The 14425-nt window shown below is 66.5% G+C and carries 11 protein-coding genes; 5 read left to right on the top strand and 6 right to left on the bottom strand.

Annotation, left to right across the window (positions count from 1 at the left end):
• Positions 1 to 36: 36 nt before the first annotated feature.
• Positions 37 to 180: a hypothetical protein gene (locus QW863_RS13010; RefSeq protein WP_315713934.1), complete on the bottom strand. Its 144-nt coding sequence runs from the start codon at positions 178 to 180 to the stop codon at positions 37 to 39.
• Between the two features lie 885 nt (positions 181 to 1065).
• On the opposite strand from QW863_RS13010, the gene QW863_RS13005 reads away from it, so the two are divergent.
• A complete protein-coding gene (locus tag QW863_RS13005) occupies positions 1066 to 2547 on the top strand; it encodes an outer membrane protein (RefSeq protein ID WP_315713935.1) in 1482 nt (493 codons plus the stop codon).
• Positions 2548 to 2631: 84 nt separating this feature from the next.
• Here the strand turns inward: QW863_RS13005 and QW863_RS13000 are convergent, their stop codons facing one another.
• A complete protein-coding gene (locus tag QW863_RS13000; RefSeq protein ID WP_315713936.1) occupies positions 2632 to 4821 on the bottom strand; it encodes a methyl-accepting chemotaxis protein in 2190 nt (729 codons plus the stop codon).
• 327 nt (positions 4822 to 5148) lie between these two features.
• Between QW863_RS13000 and QW863_RS12995 the strand changes: the two genes are divergently transcribed.
• The 4 genes from QW863_RS12995 to QW863_RS12980 all read left to right on the top strand — a co-directional run bounded on the left by QW863_RS12995 (position 5149) and on the right by QW863_RS12980 (position 10069).
• Positions 5149 to 6150 carry a helix-turn-helix domain-containing protein gene (locus tag QW863_RS12995; RefSeq protein ID WP_315713937.1) on the top strand — a complete coding sequence of 334 codons (1002 nt, stop codon included), beginning with the start codon at positions 5149 to 5151 and terminating at the stop codon, positions 6148 to 6150.
• Between the two features lie 147 nt (positions 6151 to 6297).
• The gene (gene adh / locus QW863_RS12990) at positions 6298 to 7815 is read left to right on the top strand and encodes an aldehyde dehydrogenase (protein WP_315713938.1); all 1518 of its coding nucleotides are present in this window, start codon (positions 6298 to 6300) and stop codon (positions 7813 to 7815) included.
• A gap of 444 nt (positions 7816 to 8259) precedes the next feature.
• A complete protein-coding gene (locus tag QW863_RS12985) occupies positions 8260 to 8781 on the top strand; it encodes a PAS domain-containing protein (protein ID WP_315713939.1) in 522 nt (173 codons plus the stop codon).
• The gene (locus QW863_RS12980) at positions 8759 to 10069 is read left to right on the top strand and encodes a methyl-accepting chemotaxis protein (RefSeq protein ID WP_315713940.1); all 1311 of its coding nucleotides are present in this window, start codon (positions 8759 to 8761) and stop codon (positions 10067 to 10069) included. Before QW863_RS12985 ends, QW863_RS12980 begins: the two co-directional genes overlap by 23 nt.
• A 65-nt stretch (positions 10070 to 10134) precedes the next feature.
• Here the strand turns inward: QW863_RS12980 and QW863_RS12975 are convergent, their stop codons facing one another.
• The 4 genes from QW863_RS12975 to QW863_RS12960 form a co-directional block, all read right to left on the bottom strand.
• Entirely contained in the window at positions 10135 to 10473 is a 339-nt protein-coding gene (locus QW863_RS12975) for a Rieske 2Fe-2S domain-containing protein (RefSeq protein ID WP_315713941.1), read from the bottom strand.
• Between the two features lie 287 nt (positions 10474 to 10760).
• Positions 10761 to 11708, bottom strand: a complete 948-nt coding sequence (locus QW863_RS12970) for an ABC transporter substrate-binding protein (RefSeq protein WP_315713942.1) — start codon at positions 11706 to 11708, stop codon at positions 10761 to 10763.
• 100 nt (positions 11709 to 11808) lie between these two features.
• Positions 11809 to 12849: an ABC transporter permease subunit gene (locus tag QW863_RS12965; protein ID WP_315713943.1), complete on the bottom strand. Its 1041-nt coding sequence runs from the start codon at positions 12847 to 12849 to the stop codon at positions 11809 to 11811.
• Positions 12842 to 14365: a sugar ABC transporter ATP-binding protein gene (locus tag QW863_RS12960; RefSeq protein ID WP_315713944.1), complete on the bottom strand. Its 1524-nt coding sequence runs from the start codon at positions 14363 to 14365 to the stop codon at positions 12842 to 12844. The genes QW863_RS12965 and QW863_RS12960 overlap by 8 nt, the downstream gene beginning before the upstream one ends.
• Between the last annotated feature and the right edge of the window lie 60 nt (positions 14366 to 14425).

Here is a 14425-nt window from a genome sequence, read left to right as displayed (position 1 = left end):
CGGCGGATCACGCTGCGCTGATCCGCCCGACGGGCCTCAGTCTGTCGTCATGGCCGAGGCGAGCCCAGCCATGATGCGCGGGCGGCGCAGGCGGCGCTTGTGCTGATGACCGGACGATTTGGCGGCGAGCTCAAATCCGTATTTCCGGTCGCGATCGGCCGTGCCCTTGCTCCGTTCCATCCTCATCGCAATCCAGAACGAGCGGAAATGGGTGCATCTCTGCGGAGTGCAGGATCGGATCGACACCCTCTGCGGGGCCTTCGAGCCCGGCGAGTGAGCACGACACAACCGGCCGCAATTATGGATGCTTCGCGGCACGCGCCCCCGATGAGTTGCCGCAACGTTGACGGAGCCACGCCTCATTCGGTGCGATTACGGCGGCGTCCGCCGCTTTCTCTCCCGATCGATGACGTCGCACAGGCTGCGCGATAACGGCGAAACCAAGAGCAGGGGTTGTCGACACGCATGGACAGCCGAGCGTCGGCGCGTCGAAGACGATGGCGGCCGTGCAGCCGATATGCCGCCCTGCTCGATGTGATGCAATCGAGACGTGTAGTAGATGTGAAGGACGACGATCGCGAGGTGCGCGCGATCAGGAAGCATGCCGTCGAGCGCGGGGCCGCGCGCAGCGCATCCAGTGAGTTCGGTGCGCACGTTCGTCTACGAATGAACTCGTGAGCCGCGACGGCATCGCGCATCGCGCCGTTTGTCGCAATCGTGTCGCGCGCTGCTTCTTTTTGCCAGAATCCTGCATCTTGCGTGCAACAGTCAAAGCCGAATCTCGATCGCGTCGGGGGGCCGATCTGCATTCCTTCCGAATGACATTTTTCAATTCAGTTCGCGACACAATCTCACCCTCCTGATGCGGCCGCCGTTTGTTGCGGCACGTGTTCAGGAGTTGTGAGTTCGATGCGTCGCGTATTTGGCGTATGCCTTTGCCTATCTACTTTCGCAGGAAGTACGACATCGGTCTGGGCGACTGATCTCGCCCTGCCTCCCCCGCTCCCGCCGCCCGACGTCTTCGCCTACAGGTGGAGTGGCTGCCATGCCGGCGCGAATGCCGGGATGGCCTGGTCACGCCAGCAGCAGACGTGGAGTCAGGTCGCCAATGCCGCTGCCGCGCCCGTTCAGCCCGTGCAGCAACCGGTCGGTAACGCGAACAACCCGCCTGTGGTCAAGCCGCCTGTGGTTGCAAACCCTGCGCCGAACCCGCCGCCGCCGAACAACCCCGGCGGGAATAACGGCGGGTGGAAGCCGCCGCATAAGCCGCCGCAAAAGCCCCCGATCTGTGAGCGCGGCGACAAGGGCTGGTGGCAGCCCGGCAAGCCGTATGGCGACAAGGATCACGACTGGCCAAAGGTTGGATCGAAAGGCGGCGACAACAAGTCGTCCTGGCCGTCGGCGCCATCCAAGAACAAGGACAACAACTACAACGACGTCAAATATGGTGGCGGCTGGTTCGACAAGCATCACGACGACGACCATGACAAGTCGAGCGGCTGGTCGCAGCTGCATTCAAACGGCTACTCCGACAGATCGGCTTGGCTGCACCGTGATCGGCAGGACGATCACGACAAGCCGGCTTCCGGATGGGGTGGGAAGAAGGACGACGGATACGACAAGCCACTCGGTTTCGGCTGGTCGAAGCAGCCGCTGAAGAGCGAGCGTGACAGCTACGCCTGGCTGAAGCCGGATCAACGCGACGACGACAAGCATGGCGGCTATGGCTGGGGCGGCAAGCCGCGCGACAATGATGACGGCAAGGGCGGCTATGGCGACAAGCAGCCCGACAAGGATCATTGGCAGCAGCAGGGCGGCAACTACCATCATGGCGGATGGCCGTATCATCCGGACAAGCCCTGGCCGCCGAAGAATCCGCCGCCGAACAATGGCGGCGGCCAGCCGAACCCGCCGCCGCAGGGCAACAATGGCAACCCGCCGCCGCAGAACCAGCCGCCGGTGGCAGGCGGCGGCAACGTGGCGCCGCTGCCCGTCGCTGCCGTGCAGATTCCGACCGCCATCTCGAGCAATGGCAGCGACGTCATCGGCGGCCTGCAGCTCGGCTGCGATTATCAGATGGACCGCTTCGTCGTCGGCATCCAGGCCATGGCCGATATCGGCATCATCAACGCGTCGAGCCCGCTCGGGCCGGCGCTGACGATGAACACGCGGACGAGCAACCTCTACACCGCCACGGTGCGTGCCGGCTATCTCGTGACACCTGAGATCCTGGCCTACGTGCGCGGTGGTGCGGCGTGGACACGGACCAACGTTTCGGTCGTCAACACCGCCACCGGGCAGTCGGCGAGCGTGGCGTTCAACCGCAGCGGATGGACGGTCGGCGCCGGCGTCGAGTGGATGTTCGCCCGCAACTGGTCGGCCTTCGCCGAATATGATTACGCCGATTTCGGCACCGTGACCGGCACGCTGCCGGGCGCCGCCGCGATCACCGGAGGGCCGAACGTCGTCAGCCAGAAGACCCAGCTCCACACGGCGATGGTCGGCGTCAACTACCGCTTCGAGATGCTGTCGCGCGGCGGCCGCTGAGATCAGCAGCAGACGCATTGCATCCAACACGACGAGGCCGCCTGGCTCATCCAGGCGGCCTTTTCGGTTTTGGTCGGCCGGCGCTCAGCTCGCGCGGACCGAGCTCAGGAACTTGCCGACCTCGTCCCTCAGGCGGCCACTGTCACGCGACAGCAGCTTTGCGGCCGACAGCACCTCGGAGGACGCGGTCCCGGTGCTGCTTGCGCCGCGCTGCACATCCGTGATGTTCGAGGAGACCTGCTGCGTGCCCTGGGCCGCCTGCTGGACGTTGCGCGAGATCTCCTGCGTCGCCGCGCCCTGTTGCTCGACTGCGGCGGCGATGGTGGCCGAGATCTCCGACAGACGTTCGATGGTCTCGCTGATCTCGCGGATCGCGCCGACGGACTCCTGGGTGGCGGTCTGGATGCCCGCGATCTGCTGGCCGATGTCGCCGGTCGCCTTCGCGGTCTGCTCGGCAAGCGCCTTGACCTCGGTGGCGACCACGGCAAAGCCGCGTCCGGCGTCGCCCGCCCGTGCCGCCTCGATGGTGGCGTTGAGGGCGAGCAGGTTGGTCTGGCCGGCGATGCTGTTGATGAGCTCGACGACGTCGCCGATCCGCGCGGCCGCCTTCGACAGCTCGCCGACCCGCCCCGTGGTGGAGCGTGCCTGCGTGACGGCCTCGTTGGCCATGCGCGCGGACTGCTGCACCTGGCGGCTGATCTCGGTCACCGAGGAGGCCATCTCCTCGGTCGCGGACGCCACCGACTGCACGTTGGTGGACGCCTGCTCCGATGCCACGGCGACCGTCGTAGCCAGCGTCTGCGCCCGCTCCGCGGTGGCGCTCAACGAGCCGGCCGACGTCTCCAGCGTGCTCGAGGCAGCCGACACGGTTTCGACGATGCCGCCGACGGACGCCTCGAACTGATCCGCCATCTGGCTCATCGCGTGGCGACGCTGGGCGTCGGCGGCGGCCTGGTCCTCGGCGCGCTGCGCGATGCTCTGCTTCAGGTCGCCCTGCATGGCTTTCAGGGAGGTGGCGAGGGCTCCGACCTCGTCCGCCTGCTCGATGGTGAGGGTCTGGTTGAAGTCGCCTTTGGCGATGCCATTGGCAAACACGGCGCAATCCTGGATCGGACGGGCAATGCCCCGTGCCGCCACCCAGATGAGGAAGATCGCAAGCGCCGTGATCACCGTTCCGACCCCGAGCTGCCACAGCGTGTTGTTGGTCGAGCGGCCGCTGAGCGAGGCGTCGAGCTGCCGTGCGGAGGCGAGAACGACGTCGCGCGGGACGGAGATCACGACCGACCAGGGCGTGTCGGTGAGACCGAATGTGATCGGGGCGTAGATGTCGACGTTGGGATTGTTGGGCTCGTCGAGAACGGTGCCCTTGCCGGTTCGAACGATGGCGGCGCTGTCGGCCCAGCGCGAGTCGGCCTCGGCGGCGGATTTGCCGATGACGTTCTGGTCGGCGCTGTCGGCGACGACGAGGCCGGTGTCGTTGAGGATCACGACCTTGCCCTTGCCGTCGAACAGCGAGGTGTTGATCTTGACCGCCAGCTTCTGCACGAAGTCGAGATTGTAGTCGGCGCCGGCGAGACCGCGGAATTTGCCGTCAATCATGACGGGAACGGACATCGTGGCCAGGAACACCGGCTTGCCCTGGACGATGTAGGGCAGCGGTCCTAGGATGTTCTCCCTCCCGGTGGTGCTCGGGTTGATGTACCAGGCGCCCTTCACGAGGCCATTCTGATGGCGCTCGCTGCTGTCGTATTCGACCAGCGGCTGCACGGCGATTGCGCCGCCGGCGCTTCGCGTCCAATAGGGGAGGAAGCGGCCGGTGTGGTCGGAGCCCATTTCCTTGTTGGCCTTGAAGGCCGCATCGTTGCCGTCCAGCCCGTCGGGCTCCCAGGCCGAATAGGTGCCGTTGAAGGCGGGATTGAGCTCCAGCACGTGCCGCAGCACGGCGTTGAGCTGCGCGCGGCGGGCGCTCGTGGCGGTCCCGTTCTTGGCGTCAGCCAACACCGCAAAGGACTGCGCCAGCGTGCGCGCGGCGTCGAACCCGACCTCCAGCTCGGCCTTGATGACGTTGGCCTCGGTGGAGGCCCGGTTCATCAGGCTCTCCTTGGTCTGGCGATCGACCAGCTGCATCACCTCGTGGTTGACGTACTGGTTCATGCTCTGCGTCGAGAACAGACCGTAGCCGATCAGGATGACGCAGGTGAGCGCCAGGCAGAAGCCGGCGATCAAGGCGATCTTGGTCTGGATGGAGCGTATTGCCGCAAAGGATAGGCGCATGTTTCCCTCTCATGGTTGCCTCGCGACACCGGCAATGACGTTCGTCGGTGCGAAGCGCGTGCGGGAACCATCCGGGCTGAGGATTAATGTGCTTTAAGGCACCGGCTCCATTTCAGGGCGCACGGACCAGTTCGGGCGAGGGAGTGTCGCAGTGTTGCGACACCCCCGTAGTCGTCCGGGGAAAGTGAGGCATCGGTCGCGGCCCCGGCGGCGAGCGAAGGATTGCAGCCTGGTCGGCGTTCCTTGACGCCGGTCAAACCGCGGTGCTGTAGTTGCGCTAGTCTAGCAATAAGCCGCGCCAACGCGGGCAGAGCCGGGAGGAGGGACATGGGGCGTTCGCCCGGGAATGCCCATTCGGATCGCGTCCTGGAGGCCTTGGCCAAGGGGGATGCGAAGGCTGACGCTGACAGCAGAGCCGACAGAGGCGCGCCGGCGGTCTCGGCGCTCGCGGCATCATGGCGCCGCTCCGGCCATCTCCATGCGCTCGATCCCGCCACGCCGAAGCTGCCGGCTCGCCTGACTGCCGCCGAAATCGCGGACGCGCGCGCGCGGCTCGGGCGGCTGCTCGCGATCGCGCAGGCGAGCCTCGACCGGCTGTTCCTGGCGGTTGGGGGCGTCGGCTGCTCGGTGCTGCTCGCCGATGCCGACGGCACCGTGCTCGAGCGCCGCGGCGCCCGCGGGGACGACGCCACCTTCGAATCCTGGGGCCTTTGGACCGGCGCGGTGTGGAGCGAGCGGCACGAGGGCACCAACGCCATCGGCACCTGCCTGGTCGAGAAGCGGCCGCTGACCATCGACCGCGATCAGCACTACCTGTCGCGCAACGCGCGCCTGTTCTGCACCACGGCGCCGATCTTCGACGAGCACGGTCAGCTCAAGGCCGCGCTCGACGTCTCCTCCTGTCGTGCCGATCTCACCGAAGGCTTCAGCCGGCTGATCGCGACCACCGTCGCGGATGCCGCGCGCCTGATCGAGGCGGAGAATTTCCGCCAGGCCTTTCCGCACGCCCGCATCGTGCTCACGCCGGACAGCGAGCGCGAGATCAACTCGCTGCTGGCGGTCGATCGCAACGACCTCGTCATCGGTGCCACACGGGCGGCGCGCCGTGCGCTCAACCTTTCTTCGTCCGCGCTGGCGCGCCCGGTGCCAGCCGGCGACCTGATCAAGGACGCAACCACCGAGGGCGACGACATCGACGCCGCCGAGCGTGCCGTTCTGAAGCGCGCGCTGGCGCGCGCCGGCGGCAACGTCTCGAAGGCGGCGAAGGAGCTCGACATGTCGCGCGCCACCCTGCACCGGAAGATGAAGCGGCTCGGGCTCGAGCGGTGAACGCGCCGCGGCTGTCGAATCGCAGCCAAGATGTCGCAGAACTGCGACACTTCCTCGGACGCGCTCGCTCCGGCCTCTGGTCTGTTGCGTCGGTTTGATCGAGCCTGTCTCCAACGCCGTGTGCATCGGCGTGAATGGGAGAGACAGATGACCAAGGTTGACGTCAATGCGGCGTTCAAGCCGCCGTTCGCTGCGCGTTACGACAATTTCATCGGCGGCGCCTGGAAGGCCCCCAACGCCGGCAAATACTTCGACAACATCTCGCCGATCACCGGCCAGCCGGTGTGCCAGATCGCGCGCTCCGATGCCTCCGACATCGAGGCCGCGCTCGACGCCGCGCATGCCGCCAAGGACGGCTGGGCCCGCGCCAGCGTCACCGAGCGCGCGATGGTCCTCAACCGGATCGCCGACCGCATGGAGGCCAATCTCGACAAGCTCGCGCTCGCCGAGACCTGGGACAATGGCAAGCCGATCCGCGAGACGACCGCCGCCGACATCCCGCTCGCCATCGATCACTTCCGCTATTTCGCCGGCGTGATCCGCGCGCAGGAAGGCTCGATCGCCGAGATCGACCACGATACCATCGCCTATCACTTCCACGAGCCGCTCGGCGTCGTCGGCCAGATCATTCCGTGGAATTTCCCGATCCTGATGGCGGCCTGGAAGCTCGCGCCCGCGCTCGCCGCCGGCAACTGCGTCGTGCTCAAGCCGGCCGAGCAGACCCCGGCCTCGATCCTCGTGCTGATGGAGATCGTCGGCGATCTGCTGCCGCCGGGCGTGCTCAACGTCGTCAACGGGTTCGGCCTCGAAGCAGGCAAGCCGCTGGCGTCGTCGAACCGCATCGCCAAGATCGCCTTCACCGGCGAGACCTCGACGGGGCGGCTGATCATGCAATATGCGTCCCAGAACCTGATCCCGGTCACGCTCGAACTCGGCGGCAAGTCGCCCAACATCTTCTTCAAGGACGTCTGCGCCGAGGACGACGACTTCCTCGACAAGGCGATCGAGGGCTTCGTGATGTTCGCGCTCAACCAGGGCGAGGTCTGCACCTGCCCGAGCCGTGCGCTGATCCACGAGTCGATCTACGAGCGCTTCATGGAGCGCGCGCTGAAGCGCGTCGGCGCGATCGTGCAGGGCAGCCCGCTCGATCCCGCCACCATGATCGGCGCGCAGGCCTCCTCGGAGCAGCTCACCAAGATCCTGTCCTACATCGACATCGGCAAGAACGAGGGTGCGCAGCTCCTGATCGGTGGCGAGCGCAACATGCTCGGCGGCGATCTCGCCGGCGGCTATTACGTCAAGCCGACGGTGTTCAAGGGACACAACAAGATGCGCGTGTTCCAGGAGGAGATCTTCGGGCCGGTCGTCTCGGTCACGACCTTCAAGACCGAGGACGAGGCGCTGGCGATCGCCAACGACACGCTCTACGGCCTGGGGGCCGGCGTGTGGAGCCGCGACGCCAACACATGCTACCGCTTCGGCCGCAACATCCAGGCGGGGCGCGTCTGGACCAACTGCTATCACGCCTATCCGGCGCATGCGGCGTTCGGCGGTTACAAGCAGTCCGGCGTCGGACGCGAGACCCACAAGGTGATGCTCGACCACTACCAGCAGACCAAGAACATGCTGGTCAGCTACAGCCCGAAGAAGCTCGGCTTCTTCTGAGGCAGGGGGCGCCGGGCCGGTCGGGCATGAGCGCCCCGACCGGCCCGTGCGCGTCTCACGAGGTTGCGTGGCGTCACGTACGCACCTCCTGGTCCTTGTGCCACACCTTCCGACAAGGCGACGGCCGATGCGATCCTCCGGCCAGCGGTCCAGACCCAACGCCGACCATCGAGCCGGCGCGTCCCGTCCCTGCCGCGGGCGGTCTCTGTAGTTTGGCGGACCTCCCGGTTAACGCGATGTTTGACAGTTAACGTCAGATTGAGGCCGGTGAGGCGGACAGCCTTTTTCCTGAGCCGACGAAAGCCGGTCGATGGGGGTCTCGGCGACACCCGGCCGCATGCCGGACGACGCCGGTTCCGCCAGCGCGTCGACCGGACCGTCCATGAAGGCCGGGACATCCCGTCTGTCCGCCCCGCATCGTGATGACCGCAAGGAGGACCAGCCATGGCCCACGTTGTGAAGCCGACGGGAATCGAGCACATGCTCGGCGAAGAAGACCTGATCGTCTCGAAGACCGACCGCAAGGGACGCATCACCTACGCCAACGACGTCTTCGTTCGCATGGCCAGGTATAGCTATGACGAGCTCCTGGGAGCGCCTCACAGCCTGATCCGCCATCCCGAGATGCCGCGCTGCGTCTTCAAGCTGCTGTGGGACACGCTGGAGGCCAAGCGCGAGATCTTCGCCTATGTCGTCAACCTGGCCAAGGACGGCAGCCATTATTGGGTGCTCGCCCATGTGACGCCGACGCTGGACGACCAGGGCAATATCATCGGCTACCATTCCAACCGCCGCAGACCCGATCGTGCGCCGATCGAGCGGCTCAAGTCCATCTACAAGGCGCTGTGCGACGAAGAGGCGCGCCACGCCAATGCCAAGGACGGCCTGCGCGCAAGCTTTGACATGATGGTCGCGGTGATCAAACAACAAGGCGTTGAATATGATGAGTTCGTGCTCTCTCTCTAAGGCGCAGATCGCGATCGCGGCCGCTGCGCTGCTGGCGCTTGGCGCGCTGGCCTGGCTCGTCGTCGCCGGCGCGACCCCGCCCGCGGCAGGCGGAGCGCTGCTCATCGCGGTCGCGCTGCTGCTCGGCCTTGCCCTGTGGCAGCTGCGCTTGGCGGCCGCCGTGGTCGCGGAGGCGGCCATGGTGTGTCACAGCGCGGCCAAAGGCAACCTTGAGCCGCGGGTGCTGAGCCGGCGCCAGCACGGCGACATCGGTTTGTTGCAGAAATCGATCAACGACATGCTCGACATCACCGACGCCTTCGTGCGCGAAGCGTCGGCCTCGATGGACTATGCCAGCCGCGGCAAGCATTTCCGCAAGATCATGGCGCGAGGCCTGCCTGGCGCATTCCGCCGGTCCGCGGCGATCATCAACCAGGGCACCGACAGCCTCGGCCGCCGGGTGGTCGACATTGCGGGTCTGGCCCGGCAGTTCGGCACCCAACTCGATCAGATCGTCGTCAGCCTCGTCGGTGCGGCGGAGGATCTCGAGTCCGATGCCGGCCACGTCGCGACGGCCGCGACGGAAACCAGCCGCCAGACCGAGGATGTGATCGCCGCCTCGGGGCGCGCGTCGTCCAATGTTCAGACGGCGGCGGGCGCGGCCGATCAGCTCGCGTCCTCGATCGCCGAAATTGGCCGGCAGGTTTCACGCTCCACCGAAAGCGCCGGGCGTGCGGTCAGCGAGGCCAATCGTGCCGGCGGGGAGATCCGCGAACTGGCCGATGCCGCGGTCCGGATCGGCGACGTGGTCAAGCTGATCAGCGAGATCGCGGAACAGACCAATCTCCTGGCGCTCAACGCGTCGATCGAAGCGGCGCGGGCCGGCGACGCCGGGCGCGGTTTTTCCGTCGTTGCGGCCGAGGTCAAGAGTCTTGCCGATCAGACCGCCAAGGCGACCGAAGAGATCAGCGCCAAGGTCAACGAGATGCAGCACTCGACCTCCACGTCGGTCGCGTCGGTCGAGGCGATCGCGCGAACGATCGCCGAGATCGACGAGATCGCTTCCGCCATCTCGGCCGCGGTCGACCAGCAGGCGGCGGCGACGCGAGACATCGCGCACAACGTTCAGGAAGCCTCGTCCGGCACGGCACGGGTCGCGTCCAATGTCGGCGCGATCAGCAGCGCTGCCGCCGACACCGGCCGGATCGCGGCGCGGGTCAACAATGCCTCCGAGCGGGTCCATGGTGAGGTCGAGACGCTGCGTCGCGAGGTCGACCAGTTCATGAAGCGGCTGATGGCAACGGGATAGCTGCGGCGGTGTGCGGGCAGGTGTCTGCCGCGCGACCGTCGAGCGCCCGGCCGGCCTGGGCCCGATCAGCTCGCGGCGCGTGCCGGCTTCACCGGCCCGACATCCACCTGGATCTCATCGCCCTCGACCTGCAGCGGGTAGGCGTGCAACGCATTGCGGACGAGGTGGGTGACGCACTTGCCGTGGGTGGCGTCGAAGCCCCATTGATGATGCGGGCAGGTGATCGTCCGGCCGTCGAAGGTCGCTTCCGCCAGCGGCACGTCGGCATGCGGGCAGCGGCCGCGATAGGCCTTCAGCTCGCCGCCACGGGGCCAGAGCAGCAGCACGCTCTTCTTGCCGACCTGGTACAGGCCCATGCCGCCTTCGGTCATGGCGCTTGTCGGACAGACTGCGGTGAAAGCCATCGGATCGCCTGCTGATTGATGCGGTCAGGCAGGCCCACGCAAGTTCCGGACCAGCGGAAAGCGGGACAAACAGGGGAGTCTTGTCGCAAATGCGACAGGGCGCAGCGCAGGTTGAATTCCCCCGTCGAGAACGTTGTTTGCCACATCTGCCATCGACGCGCGAGTCTACGGCGATCGGTCGTTGAAGGCACGCCGACGAGACAGAATGTGGTTCCAAGCACAACGCCGCCCGAGAGAGGGCGGCGCTTCTCGATGCTTTCAATCAGATGCGGGTCGACGATCGAGCTCTATTCCTTCCGCTCCGAGGTCCAACCCTTGTACTCGCCGACATTGTCGCGCGTGATCAGCTTGGAGGGCAGCAGCTCGACCGTCGAGGCCGGCTTCTGGCCATTGAGCAGGCCGACGCCGATCTGCACGGCGCGGCGGGCCATGAAGAACGGATCCTGCGAGGCCGAGGCTTGGATCTGCTGCGAGGCCGGATCCTTCAGCGCCGCCTCGATGTCGGGGGCGCCGTCGACCGCGGTGATGATGATGCCGGTGCGCTGCTGCTGACGCGCAGCGAGATCGGTGCCGATCGCCTGCGGATCGTTGATGGCGAAGATGGCGTCGATCTTCGGGAAGCGGGTGAGATAGCCCTGCGTCACCGTGAGGCCGCCCTCGCGCGAGCCCTTGCCGTCCTGGTCGCTGGAGAGAACCTTGATGCCGGGGGCCTTGGCGAACACGCTCTTGCAGCCGTTGACGCGGTCGATCACCGCCGACACCTGCGGCCCGTTCTCGATGATCACGTCACCCTTGCCGCCGAGTTTGTCGACGATGTACTGGCACGAGATCTCGCCGGCCTGCACGTTGTTGGTCGTCACGGTGGCATCGGCGCCCTCGGCCGCGGTGTCGACCGCAACGACGAGGATGCCGGCCGCCTGCGCCTTCTTGATCGCCGGGCCGATCGCCTTGGGATCTCCCGGGTTGAGCAGGATCATGTCGACGCCGGCGGCGATGAAATTGTCGATCTGGGTGACCTGCTTGCCGAGATCATATTCGAAGCCGACCGCGGTGATCTTGACGTTGGGATTGGTCTTCTTGGCCTCGAACTCGGCGCCCTTCGACAACGCGACGAAGAACGGGTTGCCGAGTGAACCCAGCGACACGCCGATCGATTTCAGCTCCTTGGCCGATGACGGCGCGGAGCTCATCACGAGCGCCAGCGCGGCACCGGCTGATAACATCGACTTGACCATGTGTTTCCTCCCTGGTCCTTCCTGTTCGTCTACGCACGGCGGACCAGTGGCCGTGGAAGAATGCGTTGTGGCGGGCCCCGGGGGCGCCCGCCATGTTGTCTCAGGTGCGGGCCGAGCCCTGCAGCCGGTAGCGGTCGAGCGCGACGGCGCCGATGATCACGAGGCCCTTGATGACGTATTGCCAGATGTCGGACACGCCGACCAAGATGAGCCCGTTCGACAACACCGCGATGATGAGCGCGCCGACCAGCGTGCCCCAGATCGAGCCGATGCCGCCGACGAACGACGTGCCGCCGAGAATGACGGCGGTGATCGCGTCGAGCTCGTAGGACTGGCCGAGCTGCAGGCCGTTCGCCGCATAGAGCCGCGCCGCCTGCATGCCGCCGCCGAGGCCGGCGAGCAGGCCGGACATGCCGTAGACGAAGATCAGCACCGCCCAGACCTTGATGCCGGCGAGCCGCGCGGCGCTCTCATTGCCGCCGACGGCATAGATGTGCACGCCGAGCACGGTCCGGCGCAGGATCAGCCAGGAGCCCAGGATCACCAGCAGCGCGATCACCGACAGCCAGGGGATCGAGACGACGCCGGGAATGATCGTCAGCGAGGCGTTGCCGATGAAGGCGTAGGGAATCGATGGGTTGAACACGGTGGTGTCGCCACCCATCAGGCGGGCGAGACCGCGCACCGCCGTGAGCGACCCGAGTGTCACGATGAACGGCGGCAGCCGCAATAGCGCGATCAACGCGCCATTGACGACGCCGAAGGCAAGGCCCGTCAGCACCGCGGCCGGCAGCCACAGTGCGCCGAGATCGGGCATCTTCGACAGTGTCAGGCCGGCCATGGCAGCCGCGGCGAGGATCGAGCCGACCGACAAATCGATGCCGCCGGTCAGGATGACGAAGGTCATGCCGGCGGCGAGCACGGTATTCACGGCGGCCTGCTGCAGCACGATGCCGAGATTCTGTCCTGAGAAGAAGCGTCCGTCGGACAGCATGTGGAAGCCGACGCAGAGGATCAGCAGCACCGGCAGCATGCCGGCGGCGCGGATCATCAGCCGTAGCCGCTGCTGCTTGTTGTCCGATGCGGACGGCAGGCCGGATGAAGGCGCGGTCTTGGCTTGCGACGAACTGTTGTCAGGCATCGACGTGCTCCGTCCCGGTGGCCAGCGCCATGATGTCTTCCTGGGTGATGGGGGATGTCGCGCTCTGCTGCAACTCGCCGGCCAGATGCCCTTCGCGCATCACCAGCACGCGGTCGCAGATGCCGAGAATTTCCGGCAGGTCGGACGAGATCACCAGGATCGCGGTGCCGGACTTGGCGAGATTGTCGATGATCGAATAGATCTCGGACTTGGCGCCGACATCGACGCCGCGGGTCGGCTCGTCCAGGATCAGGACCTTCGGCGCGGTCGCAAGCAGGCGGGACAGCAGCACCTTCTGCTGATTGCCGCCCGACAGGCCGCCGACGGTGACGCCCGGATTGGGAGCGCGGATGCCGAGCGCGCTGAACGCCTCGTCGGCGCGTGCGCGCGCCTTGTCGCGGTCGAGAATGCCGCCGGGCTTCGCGTCCCGTCCGATCACGGCGAGGTTGATGTTGTCGGCGCAGGACATGTCGAGGAACAGCCCGAGCGCCTTCCTGTCCTCGGTCAGATAGGCGATGCCGGCATCGAGCGCATCGCGCGGCGTGTCGATGCTGACTTTCTCACCGTCGAGCTCGATGTGTCCGGTCGTCTTCGGCGCGGCTCCGATGATGAGATGCGCGAGCTCGGTGCGTCCGGCGCCGATCAGCCCGGCGAGGCCGACCACCTCGCCGGCATGAACGGTCAACGAGCAATTCTTGACGCGATGGCCGTCGCCGAGGTCGACGGCGCTGAGCACCGCGCGATCACGCTTGGCGTGCGGGTCGTGGTCCTTCTTGTAGAACGACGACACGTCGCGGCCGACCATCATGCGGACGATGCTGTCGGCGCGGATCTCCGGCTTGTCGAGCGAGCCGACCAGCCGGCCGTCGCGCAGCACGGTGACGCGGTCGCCGAGCGCATAGACCTCGTCCATGCGATGCGAGATGTAGATGATGGCGAGCCCTTCGGCGCGGAGCTGGCGGATCAGCGCGAACAGCTTCTCGCTCTCGCCGGCCGACAGCGAGGTGGTCGGCTCGTCCATGATCAGGATCTTGGATCGTGCATGCAGCGCGCGGGCAATCTCCACCAGCTGGCGCTGGCCCATCGACAACTCGGCCACCAAGGTGGAGGCCGTGAAATCGGCGCCGAGCCGGTCCAGGATCGGTCCGACGCCCTCGCGCATCGTGCTGCGCGCGAGCAGGCCGCTCTGCGACAGCTCGCGGCCGAGATAGATGTTTTCGGCGACCGTCAGGTTCGGCGCCAGCGACAACTCTTGGTAGATGATCGAAATGCCGGCGTTGCGGCCGCCCATCGGCCCTTCGATGCGCACCGGCCGGCCCTCGATGCGGATCTCACCGCCGGGATCCGGGCGATAGGCGCCGGAGAGAATCTTCATCAGCGTGGATTTGCCGGCACCGTTCTCGCCCATCAGCGCATGGACTTCGCCGGCGTAGACGGTGAGGTCGACCTTGTGCAGGGCCTTGATGGTGAAGAATGACTTCGACACCCCGCGCATCTCGAGGATCGGACCGCTCATCGTGCCTCCCAATGCACGTCGTCTCGTCGTCCGCGGCTCGTTGATCGCTGGCGCGGGAAG

Origin of the sequence: Bradyrhizobium sp. SZCCHNR1017 (genome assembly GCF_032381375.1) — a bacterium.
Classification (GTDB): Bacteria; Pseudomonadota; Alphaproteobacteria; order Rhizobiales; family Xanthobacteraceae; genus Bradyrhizobium.
The sequence above is the reverse complement of the archived record's forward strand: the minus strand, read 5'-3'. Positions and strand labels throughout refer to the sequence as shown.

Excerpts from the sequence above, each read along its gene's own strand:
- adh (WP_315713938.1), top strand. The coding sequence starts at position 6,298 with ATGACCAAGGTTGACGTCAATGCGGCGTTCAAGCCGCCGTTCGCTGCG.
- QW863_RS12970 (WP_315713942.1), bottom strand. The coding sequence starts at position 11,708 with ATGGTCAAGTCGATGTTATCAGCCGGTGCCGCGCTGGCGCTCGTGATG.
- QW863_RS12975 (WP_315713941.1), bottom strand. The coding sequence starts at position 10,473 with ATGGCTTTCACCGCAGTCTGTCCGACAAGCGCCATGACCGAAGGCGGC.
- QW863_RS12960 (WP_315713944.1), bottom strand. The coding sequence starts at position 14,365 with ATGAGCGGTCCGATCCTCGAGATGCGCGGGGTGTCGAAGTCATTCTTC.
- QW863_RS12995 (WP_315713937.1), top strand. The coding sequence starts at position 5,149 with ATGGGGCGTTCGCCCGGGAATGCCCATTCGGATCGCGTCCTGGAGGCC.
- QW863_RS12985 (WP_315713939.1), top strand. The coding sequence starts at position 8,260 with ATGGCCCACGTTGTGAAGCCGACGGGAATCGAGCACATGCTCGGCGAA.
- QW863_RS12965 (WP_315713943.1), bottom strand. The coding sequence starts at position 12,849 with ATGCCTGACAACAGTTCGTCGCAAGCCAAGACCGCGCCTTCATCCGGC.
- QW863_RS13000 (WP_315713936.1), bottom strand. The coding sequence starts at position 4,821 with ATGCGCCTATCCTTTGCGGCAATACGCTCCATCCAGACCAAGATCGCC.
- QW863_RS13010 (WP_315713934.1), bottom strand. The coding sequence starts at position 180 with ATGGAACGGAGCAAGGGCACGGCCGATCGCGACCGGAAATACGGATTT.
- QW863_RS13005 (WP_315713935.1), top strand. The coding sequence starts at position 1,066 with ATGGCCTGGTCACGCCAGCAGCAGACGTGGAGTCAGGTCGCCAATGCC.
- QW863_RS12980 (WP_315713940.1), top strand. The coding sequence starts at position 8,759 with ATGAGTTCGTGCTCTCTCTCTAAGGCGCAGATCGCGATCGCGGCCGCT.